This window comes from Methylobacterium sp. NPDC080182 (genome assembly GCF_050281105.1).
Lineage (GTDB): Bacteria > Pseudomonadota > Alphaproteobacteria > Rhizobiales > Beijerinckiaceae > Methylobacterium.
The window spans coordinates 14,198-32,517 of sequence record NZ_JBNNWO010000014.1 but is presented as its reverse complement, the minus strand read 5'-3'; the positions used below and the strand labels follow the sequence as shown (position 1 = coordinate 32,517).

Here is an 18,320-nt window from a genome sequence, read left to right as displayed (position 1 = left end):
CCCCTCACGCCTCGGCTTCGGCCTCCGGCCCGTCCGAGCGCGCGCCGCGGGCGACCTCGCGCATCGCCGTGTCCGGGAGCGGCCGCTGGAGCCGGAGCGCCTCCGCGGTCGGCGCCTCCAGCCACGTCGCCCATTCCTCCGGCTTCGTGAGCAGGACCGGCATGGCCTTGGGATGGACCGGCCCGACGACGCCGTTCGCCTCGGTGGTCAGGAAGGCGAAGAGCCGGTGCTCCGCGGCGACGCGGTCGGGGTTCTCGCGCTTCGTGCCGCGCACGCCGGTCCAGGGCCGCCAGATCCCCGCGAAGGCGAAGAGCGGCCGGTCCTCGTCGAGGGCGAACCAGACGGGCGTCTTGCGCGGCTTGGTGTCGGCGTACTCGCTGAAGGCGGTGACCGGCACGAGGCAGCGGTGGGCGACGCCGAGCCAGGGCCGCCAGTGCGGGCTCGCGGCGTTGCGCACGTTGGTGATCGGCTGCTCGCCGAACGCCTTCGGGCCGGGCATGCCCCAGCGCATCATCGCGAGGTCGCGGCCGGTCGCGCCGTTCAGGACCACAGGCGCCAGCTGGTCGGGAAAGATAACCGGCAACAGCGGGAGGTTTCCGGTGCGATCCTCCGCGATCTCGAAGGCCCGGCGCAGGTCCGCCGGGCCGGTCCGCAGGCTGTAGAGATTGCACATGGACACCCCGCGTGGTCGGTGAGCGCGTTGCCGGCTCTACACGCTTTCGGGACGCCGCGCCCAGCCCGGCGGAGAGGGGCGTCCCGGCCGATCGCCGACCGGGACGCCGCCGCCTCAGTTCAGGTGGAACACCACCTTCACGCAGCCGTCCTTCTTGTCGCGGAAGGTCTTGTAGAGGTCCGGGCCCTCCGCGAGATCCTGCGAGCGGTGGGTGATCAGGGAGGTCATGTCGATCTTGCCCTCCTGGATCAGCTTGGTCAGCGGCTCGAGGTAGCGCTTCACGTGGGTCTGACCGCTCTTGAGGGTCAGGCCCTTCTGGACAATCGAGCCCATGTTGACCGGAATCGGGCCGCCGTAGACGCCCGGCACCGAGACGATCCCGCAGGGCCGGACCGCCTTGATGGCCTCGGCCAGCGCGTAGGGGCGCTCCGTGGCGGTGAGCTTCTCCTGCACCGTCGACAGCATGCCGGTGAGGCCGCCGTGGCCGGCGCTCGCCTCCATGCCGACGCAGTCGATCACGCCGTCGGCGCCCTGGCCCTTGGTGATCTCCTTGATCCGCTCGAACACGTCCTCGTTCATGAAGTCGATGACGTCGGTGGCGCCGGCCTTCTTGGCCAGGGCGATCCGCTCGGGCACGGTCTCGATGGCGATGATCCGCCCGGCCCCCATGATCTTCGCGGACTGGATCGCGAAGATGCCGACCGGGCCGGTGCCCCAAACCGCGATCGTCTCGCCGCCCCGGATCTCGCAGTGCTCGGCGCCCTGCCAGCCGGTGGGCAGGATGTCGGTGAGGAACAGGACGGATTCGTCGTCCATGCCGTCCGGCACCTTCATGGGCGCGACGTCCGCCATGGGCACGCGCACGTACTCGGCCTGGCCGCCCGCGTAGCCGCCGGTGAGGTGCGAGTAGCCGAACAGGCCGGCCGTCGTGTAGCCGAACTGCGCGGCCGCCATCTCGGCGTTGCGGTTCGACCGCTCGCAGACCGAGAAGTTGCCGAGCTTGCACTGCCGGCATGCACCGCAATTGATGTTGAAGGGCACCACGATCCGGTCGCCCTTCTTGAACTTGGTGAAGCCCTGTCCGACCTCGACGACCTCGCCCATGAATTCGTGGCCGAGGACGTCGCCGCTCTTCATGGTCGGCATCAGGCCGTCCATCAGGTGCAGGTCCGAGCCGCAGATCGCGCAGCTCGTCACCTTGATGATGACGTCGCGGGAATCCTCGATGACCGGATCCGGGACCGTGTCGCAGCGGATGTCGTTGCGGCCGTGCCAGCACAATGCCTTCATGGCGTCGTCTCTCCGGAAGCTCTCGGGATTGCGGCCGTCTCGGCCGCTCTCCCGTAAAGCCCACCTCGGCACGGCCAAGTTCCTGCGACGCCGTCCGGGCGACCGCGGCGAAGGGGTTTACGAATGTTTCACGTGAAACAGCCCCGTTCACTGTCGCTTTACGACTCGCGCCGGCCCGGTCCGGATCAGGCGATCCCGTCGATGCCGATGCCGAGCTGCTCGGGCCCTCGGAGCGACGCGCCCGGCCGGTAGGGCGGCGGATCGACCGCGAGCCGCGGGGTGACGAGGCGGCGGCTCAGCGCTACCAGGGCGATCTCGGCCTCGAGCCGCGCCAGGGGCGCGCCGACGCAGTAGTGCAGGCCCCCGCCGAAGCCGAAATGCTCGATGTCGCCCCGGTCGGGATCGAAGCGGTCGGGATCCGCGAACCGGTCGGGATCGCGGTTCGCGGCGGCGAACATCAGGATGACGGGTGCCCCCTTGGGGATCATCTCGCCGGCCACCGCGATCGCGCCGAGAGCCTTGCGGGTCCGGAAGTGCACCGGCGGCTCGTAGCGCAGGACCTCCTCGATCAGCCGCGGCGCGCGCTCCGGATCGGCCCGGAGCCGCTCCAGCTCTTCGGGGTGCCGGAGTAGGGTCAGCATGGCGTTGGTGATGAGGTTCACGGTGGTCTCGTGACCGGCGACCAGCAGCAGGACCGCCGTCGACAGGAGGTCGAAGTCGCTCATCTGCTTCCGGCCGTCCGGACCGGGGGCGGCGAGGCCGCTCAGCATGTCGTCGGCCGGGCGCCGCCGCTTCTCCCGGATGAGGTCGCGCATGTAGGCGGCGATCTCGTCGAAGGCGCCGACGATCTGGCGCCGGGTCGCGTCGTCGTGGCGCGCGTCCGGCTCGACGGCCGTGGCGAGCTGCGTCGCCCAGGCCTGGAACCGCGGCTCGTCCTCGCGCGGCACGCCGAGCAGCTCGCAGATCACCGTCACCGGCAGCGGGTAGGAGAGGTCGCTCACGAGACAGACCTCCCGCCGGTCCCGGCAGGCGTCGATCAGGCCGTCCACCTCCCGGGCGATCCGCGGCCGCAGCGCCTGAACCCGCGCGATCGAGAATTCCCGCATCACCAGGCTGCGCAGCCGGTCGTGGTCCGGGGGATCGCGGAAGATGAACGGGCGGTGCGTGGCGCTGATGCGGTTCTTGATCGGGTTGAGGATCAGGTCCTTGACCGGATTGCCGGTGCGGGGCCGCCGGGGCGGTGGCAGATCCTCGGAGCTGAGCCGCGGGTCGAACAGCAGGCTGCGGATCGCCGCGTGCGTGGAGACGACGTAGCTGCCGTCGCGCTGGCGGGAGACCGGCTGCTGCCGCATCCGTCGATAGAGCGGGTACGGGTCGGCCCGGTTGGCCGGATCCATCACCGCGGCGAACAGGGCGTCGTCAGACATGGACGGTCTCGGCGGAAGGCCGCACCGGGGCGGCGCGGTGCGGCGGCGGGAAGCCCGGTGCCGCCATCTCGACGCGCGGCCGGTCGGTGGCGTCGGTGATCGGCGGGAACGGGTCGCCGGCCGTGATCGCCTCCGCGTAGGCCGGCAGCCAGCGGGCCTGATCGAACGAGACGGCCGCGATGCTGCGCCCGGCACGGCCGTAGACGGCGAGGAAGCGCCGGGAGGCCCGCGAACCCTGCACCACCGCCACGGAATCGGCGCCGTCGGGGAGGCCGACGAGCTTGATGTTGATCCCGAACTGGCTCGACCAGAAAGCCGGCAGGTGGCCGTAGGGGCGCTGCTCGCCGGGGCCGGCCAGCATGTTGCGCGCGGCGTGGGCGGCCTGCTCGACGGCGTTGCCCCAGTGCTCCACGGCGATCAGGCGATTGCCGTAGAGCGGGATCGGCCACCGGGCGACGTCGCCCGCGGCGTAGATGTCCGGGCAGGGCACCCCGTCGGCGTCGAGGACCCGGCAGGCGGCGTCGCAGGTCACGCCGCCGGCATCCGCACGCAGGCCCGCGCCCCGCAGCCAGCCCGTCGCCCGGGTCGCCCCCAGGGCGGCGATGACCAAGTTGGTCTCGATGGTGCTGCCGTCCGCCAGCCGGGCCCGGGCGACGTGCCCCGCCGCGTCGCCCTCGAACGCCCGCACCATCGTGCCGGGGCGGAACGTGGCGCCGGATTCGCGCAAACGCTCGGCGATCACGCCGCCGACGAAGGTCCCGAGACCCCGGGCCAGGGGCGCGGCGTTCGGGTCGACCAGGGTCACGGGCAGGCCGAGGTCGCGCAGGCAGGAGGCCGCCTCGCAGCCGATCAGGCCGCCGCCGACGATGAGCACCTGCCGCGGGCGCGCCAGCAGGGCGTCCCGCAGGGCGGCCGCGTCATCGCGCCCGCGCAGGGTGAAGATGCCGGCGAGCCCGCCGCCGGTCTCGGCCGGCCAGGGCCGGGCCTCGGCGCCGGTGGCGATGAGCAGGGCCTCGTAGGCCAGCGCCGACCCGTCGGCGAGCCGGAGCGTGCGGGCTGCCCGGTCGAGGGCGACGGCCGGGCTCCCGAGACGCCAGCGGGCGCGCAGATCCGCCAGCTCCGGCAGCCGGGTCGCGTCGGCGGCGAGCTCGCCGGCGAGCACGTGCTTCGACAGGGGCGGGCGGTCGTAGGGCCGGTACGGCTCGGCGCCGACCAGCGTGAGCGGGCCGTCGTACCCGCCCCGCCGCAGCGCCTCGGCGCCGCGCAGGCCGGCGAGGGAGGCGCCGACCACGACGATGCCGGCGGGTTCGGGAGTCACGGCGCGTCTCCGTCGTCCGGGCCGGCCTGGAGGCTGATGGCGCGGACCGGGCAGGCCTGCACCGCCCGCTCGATGGCGCCGCGGCGGTCGGCCGGCGGCGCGGGATCGTAGAACAGGATCTCGTGGCCGCGGATCGCGAAGGCGTCCGGCGCGGCGTAGCAGCACTGGGCGTAGCCCTGGCAGCGGTTGAGATCCACGACGACCCGGAGCGCCGCGGTGTCGGAGGCCGGCATCACGCCGACCTCGCCAGCCGGCGCGCGGTCCCGGCATCGGTCCCGGCGCGCGCGAGATCGTCCAGAGCCGTCAGGATCGACGCCATGGCGTCCCGGGCCGCGAAGGCGTCCCGCAGCGCCCCGGCGCGCGCCCGGAAGTCGGGCTCGCCGAGCACCCGCGCCACCGCGGCGCCGACCGCCTCCGGGGCCGGCGCGTTGGTCCCGAGGTTGATCCCGACGCCGGACCAGCCGATGCGCGCGTTCACTTCCGCCTTGTCCTCGGTCAGGCCGGCCGACACGATCGGCACGCCGGCGGCGAGCGCCTGCGAGACGCTGCCGTAGCCGCCGTTGGTCACCAGCACGCTCACCCGCGGCAGCAATTCGCGGAACGGCAGGAAGCACGACACCCGGGCGTTGGCCGGGACCGGAACCTTCAGCGCGTCCACCGGGCGGCCGCCGGTGGTGGCCAGGACCAGCAGATCGTCCCGGTCGGCCAGGGCGGTCAGTGTCGGCTCGACCAGCTCGCCGAAATCCGCGTTGGCCAGCGTGCCCTGGGTGACCAGCACGACGGGCCGACCCGCCGCGTTCGCCGCCTCCAGATCGGGCCACCAGTCCGGGAGCGGCGCGGGCGGCGTCGGCGGATCGAGCAGGCCGATGAAGCGCAGGCCGGGCGGCAGGGTGCCGTACTCGTACTCGAAGCCCGGCACGGTCGGCTGCAGGAACAGGTCCGGCAGGACCACGATCGAGTGGGGCAGGGACGCCGGCAGGGGCGGCAGGCCGTGCGCGGCGAGCTTCGCGTCCGTGTAGGCCCGCACCGGGTTGACGAAGGCCGCGTCCATGCCGGCCTTCAGGGTGGCGTAGCGGACGAGGTCGTCCCGGTCGCGGGCCGGCGGCAGGCCGAGGCCCACGGGCGCGTGGTCGGGCCGGTCGAGGAACAGGATGCTGACGTTGACGGTCACGATCGGCGGCCGCGGCGCGCTGTCGAGCAGCAGCGGCAGCGCGCCCAGGAACATGCTGCCGGCCAGGATCACGTCGGGCGCCTCGGCCGCGATCAGCGCCCGCAGGGCGGCGGCCTGGACCGGCATCGGATCCACGAACCGGCGCTCGAACTCGCGGCGGTAGCGCTCCGGGCCGGCCGGCAGCTCGGTCTCGCGGTACTCGGCCGCGTGGTTGTCGGCGTAGGGCGTGAAGCGCAGGCCCGCCGCCTCGACCTTCGGCCGGAAGACCGGGTCGGTGAGCACGAGGACGTCGTCCCCCCGGGCCGCCACCGTCCGACCGATGGCGAGGAGCGGGTTCACGTGGCCGGTGAGCGGCGTCGCGGCGATCAGGATCTTCATCACGGCCTCCTCGAGCGCCGCCGGTCGGGCCGGCGTCGCTCCTGCTCGGGTGCCGGCGCCTTCACGCGCGGGTGCCCCGTGGCCCCCGGCGCGCCGGACTCACAGGGGAAATCGCGGCCGGTCCAGCGCAGTTACACAACCCCAAGGTGCTTGGTGCGGCGCCGCACCATGGCATCCGGTTGAAGTCCGACGCAATATCGGAGTGTCACAGGCCACAGCGATCGTGCGGCCTGCCGGATTTGGGCGCGTCCACCGTTCGGATGACGCGTCACGGACGCCCGAACGCGACGGCCGGCGGCGCCGTCAGTCGACCACGACGACCCGGTTCGGCAGCTCGTCGGGATCGCCCGGGCCCGCGGGGAGGTGCTCCGCGAGGCAGGCCCCGACGCGCGCGACCGCCGCCGTCAGGCCGTCCTCGATGGCGCCGCGCCCGAGCGCCGGTATCAGCTCGGCGAGGATCCCGTCCCAGGCGGAGGGCGGGATCTCCCGCAGGACGCCGAGATCGGTGACGATCTCGGCGTGCCGCTCGGCGAGCGACAGGTAGAGCAGGATGCCGGTGCGCCGGCGCGTCAGGCTCAGGCCGCGCGACCAGAAGGCCCGCCGGGCCGCCTCCCGGGCGCGGGCGCGGCGCAGGCGGCGCGGCACCAGGGCCATGCGCAGCCGCTCGTTCTGGCTCGCCGCGAGGATCGCCGCCACGAGGGCCGCCTGCGCCAGCAGGATCGACGCGGCGCTCCAGGCGGTCAGGGCGATCAGCGGCCAGGGCAGGACCAGCGCCGCGACGAGGGCGGTGAGCAGCACGATCGAGCGGTAGGCGCCGGCGCGCCGGCTCACCATCACGACGATCTCGCCCGAGGTCCCGGCCTCCGCGCGCCCGACCGCCTGGGCGAGCCGCTCCCGCGCTTCCGGAGTCAGGACAGCCGCGCGTCTACCAGTCACCGGAGGCCCCTCCGCCGCCCGACGAGCCGCCGCCGCCGGAAAATCCACCGTCGAAACCGCCCGAGGAGCCGCCCGACCCGCCGTCCGAGAAGCCGCCGCCCCACCCGCCCGAGCCGGGGCCCGGCAGGATGACGAGGCCGCCGGGTCCCGACCGGCCGCCCCGGCTCATGCGCCACGCGACGAACACCACGATCAGGAGCAGGACGACGAAGACCGCCACCTGGGCGGGATCGACCTCGTCGGACCGCACCTGCGGCTCGCGCTGCCAGTCCTGCGCGTCGCCGGCCAGGATCGACAGGATGCCGTCGACGCCGGCGTCGAGGCCGCCGAAATAGTCGCCGGTCTTGAAGCGCGGCGTGATGGCGCCGGCGATGATCACCTTGGACAGGGCGTCGGTCAGCGCCCCCTCCAGGCCGTAGCCGACCTCGATCCGGACCTTCCGCTCGCTCGGGGCCACCAGCAGCAGGACGCCGTTGTTGGTCTTGGCCTGCCCGAGTTTCCAGTCCCGGAACAGGCGGTTGGCGTAGTCCTCGACGGTCGTGCCCTGCAGGTTCGGCACCGTGGCGACGACCACTTGGTCCGAGGTCTTGTCCTCGTGCGCCTTCAGCTTGGCCTCGAGGGTGCCGCGCTGCTCCGGCGTCAGGATGCCGGCCGCGTCGACGACGCGGCCGGTCAGCGCCGGGAAGGTCAGCTCGGCCGCCAGCGCCCCGAGCGCGAAGACCGTCAGGCAGGCCGCCAGGACGGCGAGCGACAGGGCGAGCCGCACCCGGTCGGGCAGGATCCCGCCCCGGGTCCGGGTCATGGTCGGTCCTACGCGCCGCCCCACGCGCCGCATCCTAGAACTTCACGTTCGGCGGCCGGTCGGCGTTCGGCGTCGCCGTGAAGGTCTCCATCGGCTTGGCGTCGGGGTACAGCACGGCCGCGATCCAGCGGCCCGGGATCGTGCGCACCTCGGTGTTGTAGGCCTGCACGGCCGTGATGTAGTCGCGCCGCGCCACCGCGATGCGGTTCTCGGTGCCCTCCAGCTGGGATTGCAGGGCGAGGAAGTTCTGGTTCGACTTGAGGTCGGGATACCGCTCCACCGTCACCAGCAGGCGTCCGAGCGCGCCCGAGAGCTGGTTCTGGGCGTCCTGGTACTCCTTGAATTTCTGCGGATCGCTGACCGTGGAGGCGTCGACCTTCACGCTGGACGCCTTGGCGCGCGCCTCGGTGACGCCGATCAGCACGTCCTTCTCCTGCTGGGCGTAGCCCTTCACGGTCTCGACGAGGTTGGGGATCAGGTCGGCCCGCCGCTGGTACTGGTTCTGCACCTCGCTCCACGCGGATTTGGCCTGCTCCTGCAGCGTCGGCACCCGGTTGACCGCCCCGCAGCCGGAGAGACCCGCGGCCACCAGGATCACCGAGAGCACGCCGAGGAGGCGCGCCGCGGGCGATGTCCGGCGCACCGCGCCGGCCGTCAGCGTCGTTCCCATATCGTCCCCCATCTGCCGGCCGAGACTCGGCCGCTTGATCACGAGCCCGAGAGATAAGGGCCGGAACCGCCAAGGTAAGGCCCTCGCCCGACGGGTCTTGAAGGTTTGTGGCGCGGCCCGCTAAGGGCGTCGGCAACGGACCGGGCCGGCGCACGTTCGGACCCTCGAGCAGATGGTCCGGCCGAGGACCGATCGGCGCGGCGCCGCGGAGGCCGGGAATGGATGCAGCACTCGCCGACGATGTCAGGGCCGCCAGCGCCGACGCGCGGCGCCACGCTCGGGCGTACCGGGCGCCGTCCGGCAAGGACGCGCTGCCCTGGTCGGTCATCGCGACGTTCGACGCCCGGGTCCGGGGCCACCTCGCCCGCGACCCGCGGATCGAGGACGAGCGCGACCGCGTCCTGATCGCCGCCGTGAAGCTCGCCGAGACGCCGGTCGAGGAGGGGGACGAGAGCGTCGCCGCGGCGCGCGCCCACCTCGTCGACGCGATCGACTACCTGGAGCAGGCTGTGCTGCGCTTCGGCCTCGTCAACCGGGAGGGGGCCAAGGCCGGACTCGGCACCTACGGCCAGCCGGTCGGATCGCGCGACTGAGGGCGCCCCCGGACCGAGCCGCCCGATGTCCGCCGACCTGCCCGCGGCCGCGACCCTGAGCCGCCTCGACCTGAAGACGCTCCGGCTGTTCGCGGCCATCTGCGCGGAGGGGACCCTGAACGGCGCGGCCCGCCGGGCGGCGATCGCGCCCTCCGCGGTGAGCAAGCGCCTCGCCGAGCTGGAGCACGCGCTGGGCTGCACCCTGCTCACCCGCGAGCCGCGCGGCATGCGGCTCACTCCGGCGGGCGAGACCCTGCTGCACCACACGCGCCGGATGCTGGCGAGCGCCGAGCAGATCGCCCTGGAACTCGCCGAGCACGCCCGGGGCGTGCGCGGATTCGTGCGGGTGCTCGCCAACCTCTCGGCCATCGTGGAGTTCCTGCCCGAGGACCTGCAGGCCTTCCTGGCGGCGCAGGACGGGATCCGGGTCGACCTGGAGGAGCGGCCGAGCGGCGGCGTCGTCGCCGGCGTCGAGGAGGGCTTCGCCGATCTCGGCCTCTGCGCGGACAACACCGACACCCGCAGCCTCACCGCCTACCCGTACCGGAGCGACCGCCTCGTCCTGGTGATGCCGGCCGGGCATCCCCTGAGCGGACGCGGCGCCGTCGCGCTGGCCGACACCCTCGACTACGACCATGTCGGGCTGCACGCGGAGAGCTCGATCTACGCCGCCCTGCGCGACGAGGCCCGGCGCCTCGGCCGGCCGCTGCGGCTGCGCATGCACGTCCCGAGCTTCGACGCGATCTGCCGCATGGCGCAGGTCGGGCTCGGCCTCGGGACCGTGCCGGAGCGCGTCTACACCCTGCTCGGCCCCCCGATGCGGCTCGCCGCGGTGCCGCTCACCGATCCCTGGGCCGTGCGCACGCTGCGCCTCGTCGTCCGCCCGGGCGCCCTGTCACCCGCGGCCGCCCTCCTGCTGGAGCATCTCCGGGCCGCCGGTCGCTGAGCGTGCGTTCTCCTGCGGCGAACGCACGGTGGTGCATGGCGTTTGGACTTGGCTATCGGAAGAGCCCTATCTCCGGGGCAACAAACGATGGAGGAAAGCCGTGTCCGGTCCGCTCAGCGGTATCCGCGTTCTCGAGCTCGGTCAGCTGATCGCCGCGCCCTTCGCGACGCGGCTGATGGCCGAGTTCGGCGCCGAGGTCATCAAGGTCGAGCCCCCGGGTGAGGGCGATCCCCTCCGGAAGTGGCGCAAGATGCACGAGGGCACCTCGCTCTGGTGGTACCTGCAGTCGCGCAACAAGAAGTCGATCGCCGTCAATCTGAAGTCGCCCGAGGGGCTCGACATCGTCAAGCAGCTCGCCGCGAGCGCCGACGTGGTGGTCGAGAACTTCCGTCCCGGCGGCCTGGAGAAGCTCGGCCTCGGCTGGGACGTGCTCTCCGCCCTCAACCCGAAGCTCGTGATGGTGCGGATCTCCGGCTACGGCCAGACCGGCCCCTACCGCGACCGGCCCGGCTTCGGCGCCATCGGCGAGTCGATGGGCGGCATCCGCTTCACCACCGGCAGCCCGGAGGCCCCGCCGGCCCGGGTCGGCGTCAGCATCGGCGACACCCTGGCCTCGCTCCACGGCGTCATCGGCGCGCTGATGGCCCTGCTGCGGGTCAAGACCGGGCAGGGTGCCGGTCAGGTCATCGACGTCTCGCTCGTCGAGAGCGTGTTCAACGTCATGGAGAGCCTCGTCCCCGAGTACGACCTGCTCGGCGAGGTCCGCACCCGCACCGGCGGCGCGCTGCCGGGCATCACCCCGTCGAACACCTATCCGACCCGGGACGGCGGCTACGTCGTCATCGCCGGCAACAGCGACCCGATCTTCCGCCGCCTGATGGCGGCGATCGGCCGTCCCGACCTCGCGGACGACCCGGCGCTACGCAACAACGAGGGCCGCTCCAGGCAATCCGCCATGCTGGACGGCACCATCGCCGACTGGTCGAAGACGCAGACGGTCGAGGAGGCGCTCGCCGCCCTCGACGCCGCCGACGTGCCGGCTGGCCGCATCTACTCGGTGGCCGACATCGTGGCCGACCCGCATTATCAGGCGCGCGACATGATCCTGCAGGCGGAGCTGCCTGGCGGGACCGCGGTGAAGATGCCCGGCATCGTGCCGAAGCTCTCCGACACGCCCGGCGAGGTCCGCTGGCAGGGGCCGGCCCTCGGCGCCCACACCGATTCCGTGCTCGCCGAACTCGGTCTCGACCCGGCGCGCATCGCCGCGCTGCGCGAGAAGGGAGCCGTGGCATGAGCGGCGACGCGCTGATCGTCCAGGAGGTCGCGACCCGCGACGGCTTCCAGATCGAGCCGGTCTTCGTGCCAACGGCGGAGAAGATCCGCCTGATCGATGCCCTGGCGGCGGCCGGCTTCAGCCGGATCGAGGTCTCGTCCTTCGTCTCGCCGAAGGCGGTGCCGGCGCTCGCCGACGCGGCCGAGGTCTTCTCCGGGATCCGGCGCCGGTCCGGGACCGTCTACGTCGCCCTGGTGCCGAACCCGAAGGGCGCCGAGCGGGCGCTCGCCGCCAGGGTCGACGAGATCAACCTCGTCGCCTCGGTGAGTGAGACCCACAACCGCGCCAACATGGGCATGAGCCCGGCCGACTCGATCGCCGGCTTCGCGCGGATCATGGATTCGGTGCGCGGCGCCCCGCTCAGCACCAACGCCACGGTGGCGACCGCCTTCGGCTGCCCGTTCGAGGGCGACCAGCCGGCCGACAGGGTCGTCGCGCAGGTGGAGCGCTACCTGTCGCTGGGCGTCGACGGGGTGACGCTGGCCGACACGACCGGCATGGCCAATCCCCGGCAGGTGAGCCGCCTCGTCGCGCGGGTCCTGCCCCTGGTCGGTCCCGGGCGCCTGACGCTCCACTTCCACAACACGCGCGGCCTCGGCCTCGCCAACGTGCTGGCGGCCTACGACGCGGGCGCCCGGCGCTTCGATGCGGCGCTCGGCGGCCTGGGCGGCTGCCCGTTCGCGCCCGGTGCCACCGGCAACATCTGCACCGAGGATCTCGTCAGCATGGCCCACGAGATGGGCCTGCCGACAGGCCTCGACCTCCCGGCGCTGATCGGCCTGTCGCGGGACCTGCCGCGCCTCGTCGGCCACGACGTGCCCGGCCAGGTCGCCAAGGCCGGACGGCCCTGCGACCTGCATCCGGCCCCCGCCCGGGCGGCCTGAGCCGGAGACGGGGAGGGGCGGGCTCACAATGGCCCGCCCCACGCTTTGGACGCGACGCGCTCCCTCTCCCGTTCGGGAGAGGGTCGGGGTGAGGGATGAGAACTCTCCGGATGCGGCACACCGTCGACGCGCCGGCAGGACGCTTCTCATCCGGACAGACCTGATCCCTCACCCTGTCCCTCTCCCGCACGGGAGAGGGGACCCGCGCCTCATCCGGCGAAGGCGGCGTCGCCGTCGTGTGCCGTGAGCTGCGACCGAACCTGACTTCGCGGGAAGCCGCCCGCCCGAAGGCGGCACCGCCCACGACACGTCCCTCAAGAACACACCACGGAGGAAACCATGACTGCAGCCCTGTCCGGGTCGCCGGCCGCCGCCGAGGCCGGCGCGGTGACGGAGACCGGCGTCGTCCGCAAGGTCGCGTGGCGGCTCATGCCGCTGATCATGATCTGCTACATGTTCGCGTTCTTCGACCGCATCAACATCAGCTTCGCCAAATTCCAGCTCCAGAGCGACCTCGGCTTCAGCAACGTCGCCTACGGGCTCGGCGCGAGCATGTTTGTCGTCGGCTACGTGATCTTCGAGGTGCCCTCGAACCTGTTCCTCTACCGGGTCGGGGCGCGGCGCTGGATCGCCCGGATCATGATCTCCTGGGGCATCGCCACCGCGCTGATGATCTTCATCCGCAGCGAGTGGCACTTCTACGCCCTGCGCTTCCTGATCGGCGCCATGGAGGCGGGCTTCGCGCCGGGCATCCTCTATTACCTGACCATCTGGTTCCCGGCCTCGCATCGCGGCCGCATCACCTCGTTCATGTTCGTGGCCTCGGCCTTCTCGGGGATCTTCGGGGCGCCGGTGGCGGGCCTGATCCTCGGCGGCCTCAACGGCGTCGGCGGCCTCGCCGGCTGGCAATGGCTGTTCCTGGCCGGCGGCCTGCCCTGCCTCGTGCTCGGAATGCTCGTGCTGACGCGCCTCGACGACCGGATCGCTGATGCCCGCTGGCTGTCCGAGCCCGAGAAGGCGCTCCTGTCGAGCCGGATCGCACACCACAACCGGGACATCGGCGACCACTCGCTGATCGGGGCGATCAAGCAGCCCGGCTTCCTGATGATCGCGCTGATCTACTTCCTGCTCCAGATCGGCTCGTACGGCCTGAACTTCTGGGGGCCGGACCTGATCAAGACCGCGAGCGGCGGGCAGGCGGCCTCGGTGGGCTTCCTGACGGCGATCCCTTACATCTGCGGGGCGATCAGCATGGTGGTGATCGGGCGCCTGTCCGACGCCTCGGGCGAGCGGCCGAAATTCGTCGCGGGCCTCGCCATCGCGGCGGCGCTCGGCTTCTTCGGCGCCGGCCTGTTCGACAAGCACATCGTGCCGCTGATGTTCGCCCTGGCGCTGCTGGGGGCCGGCATCGTCGCCTCGATCCCGACCTTCTGGACCCTGCCGGCCAAGCTCGTCACCGGCGTCGGCGCGGCGGGCGGGATCGCGCTGATCAACACGCTCGGGCAGTTCGGTGGCATCGTCAGCCCGGTGATGGTCGGCTGGGTGAAGGATCTCACCGGCTCGACGACGCCCGCGCTCTACGGGATCGGCGTGCTCTGCCTCGCCGCCGCCGGGCTCGCGCTCTTCGCCATGCCGGCGAGCCTGCGCCGGAGCGACCGCGCGGCGTGAGACGGCCCGCCGCCCCGGCGCGGCCAGGGCGGCGGGTCGCGCCTGGCCCCGGAGCGGGGCGAGACGGGCGTGGCCGCACGCCGCGCGGGCGGGATCGGTCAGGCGCGCGACCACCGCGACCGAGCGGCCCCGGATCGGCGCCGGGGGCCCCCCGAGGTTGCGCGCCGCCGGGATCGGCCGATGCCGATATCCGGTTCAGACGCCGATCTCAGCGGCCGAAATCAGTGAACGTATCAGTAACCATGGCGGGAATGCCGCCGGTTGCGCGGTGGAGCAAAAAACCTCGCGCTGCCGGACAAACCGCCGACCGCTCATATTGTATATTATCTGCAACCTCAAGAAACGGAGTGAAATCAACTTGAGGTAGAAATCCCTCGGCTGGCCCGTCGCCTCGGTTTCGTCCCGCAAAGCCCGCGCGAGCGGACCCACCGGAGACGAGGCACGAGGATCGGGACGCCCTCGAACAGCGATGTCTCAGATGGACCACCTCACCGACCACCGTTCAACCTTCATGCTGGAGAAGGTCGGCGCGATCGTCGCGGCCTACGTCTCGCGCAACGCGATCGAGGTCACGGCGCTGCCGGCGCTGATCGACCAAGTGCACACGGCGATCGCGGTGCTCCGCTGCGCGCCGTCGGAGTTCGGCGGGGTCGGGCTGAGCCAGTCGCAGGTCGATGCCTCGATCCAGCAGGACGGCCTGATCAGCTTCATCGACGGCCGGTCCTACCAGACCCTGAAGCGCCACCTCACCGCGCACGGCCTCACCCCCGAGCGGTACCGGGCCAAGTACGGCCTGCCGGCCGACTACCCGATGGTGGCCCCGGGCTACGCCGCGCGGCGCTCGGAGATCGCCCGGGCGATCCAGCTCGGCCACAAGGCGGCCTGAGCGATGACGCCCGACGCTTCCGCGGATCCGGCCCGGGACCGCGCGCCGTTACCGGGGGCGGCGCGCACGAGCGACGCCCTGAGCCGCATCGCCGGCATCCTCGACGTGCCGGTGGCGAGCTTCTACCCGGATGCCGACCGGCCCGACGCGGCCATGACCCAGGCGGCCGACCTCGTCTCGGCCTTCGTGGCGATCGACAGTCCGGCGGCGCGCCGGACCTGCCTGGCCTTCGTGCGGGCGATGGCGAGTTCCTGAAGCGCCGGGGCGCGCTGCGGGAGGCCGGAGACCGGGTCGCTTCGTCGGGGGGCGGAGCGCGGTCTCCGGCCCGTCCGGCCGGACCCGCGTCAGAACAGGTGGCGCAGGAGGTAGAACAGAGCGGCTGCGAGGGTGATCGCCGCCGGCAGGGTCAGGATCCAGGCGAGCGCCATGTTGCGCACCGTGGACATCTGGAGCCCCGAGCCGTTGGCCGCCATCGTGCCGGCGACGCCCGACGACAGGATGTGGGTGGTCGAGACCGGCAGGCCGTAGAGCTCGGCCAGCTCGATCGTGCCGGCGGCGACGATCTCGGCCGAGGCGCCCTGCGCGTAGGTCAGGTGGGTCTTGCCGATCTTCTCGCCCACCGTGACGACGATGCGCTTCCATCCGACCATGGTGCCGAGACCCAGCGCCAGGGCGACGCAGACCTTGACCCAGCCCGGGATGTAGCGCGTGCCGTCGTTGAGCAGGCCCGCGTAGCGCTTCAGGTCGGCCTTTTCGGCCTCCGAGAAGTCGGCCCCGGCGCCCGGCAGCACGCGCACCGCGTCGGCGGCGAGGTACATGTCGCTGCGCAGGTTCTGGGTCTGGGCGGCCGGCACCGTGCGGATCGCGCCGTAATTCTTCACGCTGGCGGCGATGTCGTCCGAGAGCGCCGCCAGCGCCGCGTAGACGGGCGGCGTGTTCAGCGCCTTGGTCTTGAGCGCCTCCGTCACGGTCCGGCGCGCGGCCGCGGCGTCCGGAACCGCCGCGCCGGGGGCGCGGGCGGAGAACACCGCGCTCGCCGCCGTCGAGGCCTGCACGAAGGCGGGCGTCGTGTCGTCCGCCATGGTGCGGTTAAGCGCGTAGGCGGTGGGGGCGGCGCCGATCAGGATCAGCATGATCAGGCCCATGCCCTTCTGCCCGTCATTGCCGCCGTGGAAGAACGAGACCAGCGTGCAGGTGAGGATCAGCAGGCCGCGGATCCACGGGGGCGGCGGCGCCTCGCCCGCGGGCGCCTCGTAGAGGTCCCTGCGGCGGACCGTGACCTTCAGGGCGAGCAGCAGCAGCGCCGCGAGCACGAAGCCGCAGACCGGGGATAACAGCAGCGCCTTGAACACGTTGAGCGCCTGGGTCCAGTCGACGCCAGCAGTGCCGTCGCCGCCGTTCATCAGCTGGTTGGCGAGGCCGACGCCGAGCACCGAGCCGATCAGCGCGTGGGACGACGAGTTCGGCAGCCCGAACGCCCAGGTCCCGAGGTTCCAGATGATGGCCGCCAGCAGCAGCGCGAAGATCATCGCGTAGCCCGCGTGCGAGCCGACGTTGAGGATCAGCTCGACCGGCAGCAGCGTGACGATCGCGTAGGCCACCGCGCCGGAGGACAGCATCACGCCGAGGAAGTTGAAGACGCCCGACCAGATCACCGCGACGAGCGGCGGCATCGAGTGGGTGTAGATCACCGTGGCGACCGCGTTGGCGGTGTCGTGGAAGCCGTTCACGAACTCGAAGGCGAGGGCGATCAGCAGGGCGAGGCCGAGCAGCGCGAAGGCGCCGTAGGCCAGGGGCGCCTCCCCGACCGCGTTCATGTCCGCGATGAGGCTCACCACCGCGTAGCCCAGGCCCGCCACGAGGACGAGGAGGAACGCGACGACACCGCCGAGATGCATCCCGTGGTCGAGGCGCGGGCCGCCCGCCTGCCGGCCTTTCACCGCCCCCGACGGCATCACGGCGGTATCGGACATGAACCCTCGCGCGGAATCTTTCGTGGTGAGCGGGGATTAAAACCGCGCGGTGACGGTTGGGTGACGGCCCGCGACGCCGCGCGTCGGCGAGCGTGTCCGAGAGCGTGTCCTAGAGCGTGTCCGAGAGCGTCGGGCGGCGCTGTCACACGCCTGACGCGGTCCGGCCGCTAGCGGACCGGACCGCTCGCCCGATCGCACGAGGGATCCGCATGATTGACGCCACGGTGCCGGCCCTGTCCCTCGGCGCGCTCCTGGCCGTCGTCCAGATCGGCAGCATCGCCGTCGCGGCCCGGCGCCTCGGCCGGGACCACGGCCCGTCGCGGTTCCCGGACGGCGCGCCCGTCTCCCTGGTCCGCCCCCTGCGCGGGGTCGAGGCCTACAGCGAGGAGATGCTCCTCCGCAGCTTCCGCCTCGACTACCCGTCCTACGAGCTGATCTTCTGCGTGGCCGACCCGGCCGACCCGATCGTCCCGATGGTGGAGCGCCTGATCGAGGCCCACCCGCACGTGCCCGCCCGCCTGATCCTCGGCGACGAGCGCGTCAGCGCGAACCCGAAGCTCAACAACTGCCTGCGCGGCTGGCGCGCCGCCGCCCACGACTGGGTGGTGTTGGCCGACTCCAACGTGGCGATGCCGCCGGACTACCTCCAGCGCCTCCAGGCGGCGTGGCGCGCCGATACCGGCCTCGTCTGCTCCACCCCGGCCGGCGCCCGCCCGGGCAGCTTCATGGCGGAGGTGGAGTGCGCCTTCCTGAACACCCTGCAGGCGCGCTGGCAATACGCCGCCGAGGCCTTCGGGCTGGGCTTCGCGCAGGGCAAGAGCATGCTCTGGCACAAGCCCTTCCTGGAGGCGCAGGGTGGCCTCCAGGCGCTCGCGGCCGAGATCGCCGAGGACGCGGCCGCCACCAAGCTCGTGCGCGCCGCCGGCAAGCGGGTCCACCTCGTGGCGAGCCCGTTCGAGCAGCCGCTCGGCCCGCGCGGCTTCCGGGAGGTCTGGGCGCGGCAGCTGCGCTGGGCGCGCCTGCGCCGCGTGACCTTCCCGCTGTTCTTCGCCCCCGAGATCGGCAGCGGCGTCCTGCTGCCGGCGCTCCTCGTCGCCCTCTGGGCCGGAAGCCTCGCGGGCCTCGCGGGCGCTGCAGGCCTCGCCGCCCTGTGCTATGCCGCGGAGCACCGGCTCGCTCTCCGCGCGGGCTGGCACCGCTCGCCCCGCACGCTGGCCGCCTTCCTGGCGCGCGACGCCCTGATCCCGGCGATCTGGGTCGGCGCCTGGATGCGGAGCGCCATCGTGTGGCGGGGCAATGCCATGGACGTGCGCCCCCGGCGGGCCGCCGACGCGCGCACCTACGCGCCGACGGCCTGACCGCCCGGCGATCG

The 18,320-nt window shown here is 72.6% G+C and carries 18 protein-coding genes; 8 read left to right on the top strand and 10 right to left on the bottom strand.

What is annotated here, in order from left to right:
• Positions 1–4: 4 nt before the first annotated feature.
• From ACQKQD_RS23190 to ACQKQD_RS23150, 9 genes are all read right to left on the bottom strand, one after another.
• Positions 5–673, bottom strand: coding sequence for an SOS response-associated peptidase (locus ACQKQD_RS23190; RefSeq protein WP_427509674.1), 669 nt, complete (start codon positions 671–673; stop codon positions 5–7).
• Positions 674–787: 114 nt separating this feature from the next.
• Entirely contained in the window at positions 788–1,963 is a 1,176-nt protein-coding gene (locus ACQKQD_RS23185) for a zinc-dependent alcohol dehydrogenase (protein WP_091681780.1), read from the bottom strand.
• 185 nt (positions 1,964–2,148) lie between these two features.
• A complete protein-coding gene (locus ACQKQD_RS23180; protein ID WP_427509673.1) occupies positions 2,149–3,390 on the bottom strand; it encodes a cytochrome P450 in 1,242 nt (413 codons plus the stop codon).
• The gene (locus ACQKQD_RS23175; RefSeq protein ID WP_427509672.1) at positions 3,383–4,708 is read right to left on the bottom strand and encodes an NAD(P)/FAD-dependent oxidoreductase; all 1,326 of its coding nucleotides are present in this window, start codon (positions 4,706–4,708) and stop codon (positions 3,383–3,385) included. Before ACQKQD_RS23175 ends, ACQKQD_RS23180 begins: the two co-directional genes overlap by 8 nt.
• Complete coding sequence (locus ACQKQD_RS23170) at positions 4,705–4,941, bottom strand: ferredoxin (protein ID WP_020093786.1); 237 nt, start codon at positions 4,939–4,941, stop codon at positions 4,705–4,707. Before ACQKQD_RS23170 ends, ACQKQD_RS23175 begins: the two co-directional genes overlap by 4 nt.
• Positions 4,941–6,257 (bottom strand): glycosyltransferase, encoded by a 1,317-nt coding sequence (locus ACQKQD_RS23165; RefSeq protein ID WP_427509671.1) that lies wholly within the window; start codon positions 6,255–6,257, stop codon positions 4,941–4,943. The genes ACQKQD_RS23170 and ACQKQD_RS23165 overlap by 1 nt, the downstream gene beginning before the upstream one ends.
• Positions 6,258–6,560: 303 nt before the next feature.
• Complete coding sequence (locus ACQKQD_RS23160; RefSeq protein ID WP_091927376.1) at positions 6,561–7,193, bottom strand: TPM domain-containing protein; 633 nt, start codon at positions 7,191–7,193, stop codon at positions 6,561–6,563.
• Positions 7,183–7,995, bottom strand: coding sequence for a TPM domain-containing protein (locus tag ACQKQD_RS23155; RefSeq protein ID WP_427509670.1), 813 nt, complete (start codon positions 7,993–7,995; stop codon positions 7,183–7,185). Before ACQKQD_RS23155 ends, ACQKQD_RS23160 begins: the two co-directional genes overlap by 11 nt.
• Before the next feature lie 34 nt (positions 7,996–8,029).
• Positions 8,030–8,653, bottom strand: coding sequence for a LemA family protein (locus ACQKQD_RS23150; protein WP_376738905.1), 624 nt, complete (start codon positions 8,651–8,653; stop codon positions 8,030–8,032).
• Positions 8,654–8,883: 230 nt separating this feature from the next.
• Here ACQKQD_RS23150 and ACQKQD_RS23145 point away from each other — a divergent pair, with 230 nt between their 5' ends.
• The 7 genes from ACQKQD_RS23145 to ACQKQD_RS23115 all read left to right on the top strand — a co-directional run bounded on the left by ACQKQD_RS23145 (position 8,884) and on the right by ACQKQD_RS23115 (position 15,230).
• Entirely contained in the window at positions 8,884–9,258 is a 375-nt protein-coding gene (locus tag ACQKQD_RS23145) for a hypothetical protein (RefSeq protein ID WP_020093781.1), read from the top strand.
• Between the two features lie 25 nt (positions 9,259–9,283).
• Complete coding sequence (locus ACQKQD_RS23140) at positions 9,284–10,204, top strand: LysR substrate-binding domain-containing protein (protein WP_427509669.1); 921 nt, start codon at positions 9,284–9,286, stop codon at positions 10,202–10,204.
• 100 nt (positions 10,205–10,304) lie between these two features.
• The gene (locus ACQKQD_RS23135) at positions 10,305–11,498 is read left to right on the top strand and encodes a CaiB/BaiF CoA transferase family protein (RefSeq protein ID WP_427509668.1); all 1,194 of its coding nucleotides are present in this window, start codon (positions 10,305–10,307) and stop codon (positions 11,496–11,498) included.
• Complete coding sequence (locus ACQKQD_RS23130) at positions 11,495–12,421, top strand: hydroxymethylglutaryl-CoA lyase (protein ID WP_020093778.1); 927 nt, start codon at positions 11,495–11,497, stop codon at positions 12,419–12,421. Before ACQKQD_RS23135 ends, ACQKQD_RS23130 begins: the two co-directional genes overlap by 4 nt.
• 339 nt (positions 12,422–12,760) lie before the next feature.
• A complete protein-coding gene (locus tag ACQKQD_RS23125; protein ID WP_427509667.1) occupies positions 12,761–14,089 on the top strand; it encodes an MFS transporter in 1,329 nt (442 codons plus the stop codon).
• 478 nt (positions 14,090–14,567) lie between these two features.
• Positions 14,568–14,975, top strand: a complete 408-nt coding sequence (locus ACQKQD_RS23120) for a MucR family transcriptional regulator (protein ID WP_020093775.1) — start codon at positions 14,568–14,570, stop codon at positions 14,973–14,975.
• 3 nt (positions 14,976–14,978) lie between these two features.
• On the top strand, positions 14,979–15,230 hold the full coding sequence (locus tag ACQKQD_RS23115) for a hypothetical protein (RefSeq protein ID WP_091980035.1): 252 nt from the start codon (positions 14,979–14,981) through the stop codon (positions 15,228–15,230).
• 89 nt (positions 15,231–15,319) lie between these two features.
• On the opposite strand, the gene ACQKQD_RS23110 is transcribed toward ACQKQD_RS23115, so the two are convergent.
• Positions 15,320–16,948, bottom strand: a complete 1,629-nt coding sequence (locus tag ACQKQD_RS23110) for an inorganic phosphate transporter (protein WP_427509666.1) — start codon at positions 16,946–16,948, stop codon at positions 15,320–15,322.
• Positions 16,949–17,157: 209 nt separating this feature from the next.
• On the opposite strand from ACQKQD_RS23110, the gene ACQKQD_RS23105 reads away from it, so the two are divergent.
• Positions 17,158–18,306, top strand: coding sequence for a ceramide glucosyltransferase (locus tag ACQKQD_RS23105; protein WP_103985856.1), 1,149 nt, complete (start codon positions 17,158–17,160; stop codon positions 18,304–18,306).
• The last annotated feature ends 14 nt before the right edge of the window (positions 18,307–18,320 follow it).

Bases quoted from the DNA above. Each gene is read 5' to 3' on its own strand.
- ACQKQD_RS23190 (WP_427509674.1), bottom strand. From the start codon at position 673: ATGTGCAATCTCTACAGCCTGCGGACCGGCCCGGCGGACCTGCGCCGG.
- ACQKQD_RS23185 (WP_091681780.1), bottom strand. From the start codon at position 1,963: ATGAAGGCATTGTGCTGGCACGGCCGCAACGACATCCGCTGCGACACG.
- ACQKQD_RS23180 (WP_427509673.1), bottom strand. From the start codon at position 3,390: ATGTCTGACGACGCCCTGTTCGCCGCGGTGATGGATCCGGCCAACCGG.
- ACQKQD_RS23170 (WP_020093786.1), bottom strand. From the start codon at position 4,941: ATGCCGGCCTCCGACACCGCGGCGCTCCGGGTCGTCGTGGATCTCAAC.
- ACQKQD_RS23165 (WP_427509671.1), bottom strand. From the start codon at position 6,257: ATGAAGATCCTGATCGCCGCGACGCCGCTCACCGGCCACGTGAACCCG.
- ACQKQD_RS23155 (WP_427509670.1), bottom strand. From the start codon at position 7,995: ATGACCCGGACCCGGGGCGGGATCCTGCCCGACCGGGTGCGGCTCGCC.
- ACQKQD_RS23145 (WP_020093781.1), top strand. From the start codon at position 8,884: ATGGATGCAGCACTCGCCGACGATGTCAGGGCCGCCAGCGCCGACGCG.
- ACQKQD_RS23140 (WP_427509669.1), top strand. From the start codon at position 9,284: ATGTCCGCCGACCTGCCCGCGGCCGCGACCCTGAGCCGCCTCGACCTG.
- ACQKQD_RS23130 (WP_020093778.1), top strand. From the start codon at position 11,495: ATGAGCGGCGACGCGCTGATCGTCCAGGAGGTCGCGACCCGCGACGGC.
- ACQKQD_RS23125 (WP_427509667.1), top strand. From the start codon at position 12,761: ATGACTGCAGCCCTGTCCGGGTCGCCGGCCGCCGCCGAGGCCGGCGCG.
- ACQKQD_RS23120 (WP_020093775.1), top strand. From the start codon at position 14,568: ATGGACCACCTCACCGACCACCGTTCAACCTTCATGCTGGAGAAGGTC.
- ACQKQD_RS23115 (WP_091980035.1), top strand. From the start codon at position 14,979: ATGACGCCCGACGCTTCCGCGGATCCGGCCCGGGACCGCGCGCCGTTA.
- ACQKQD_RS23110 (WP_427509666.1), bottom strand. From the start codon at position 16,948: ATGTCCGATACCGCCGTGATGCCGTCGGGGGCGGTGAAAGGCCGGCAG.
- ACQKQD_RS23105 (WP_103985856.1), top strand. From the start codon at position 17,158: ATGATTGACGCCACGGTGCCGGCCCTGTCCCTCGGCGCGCTCCTGGCC.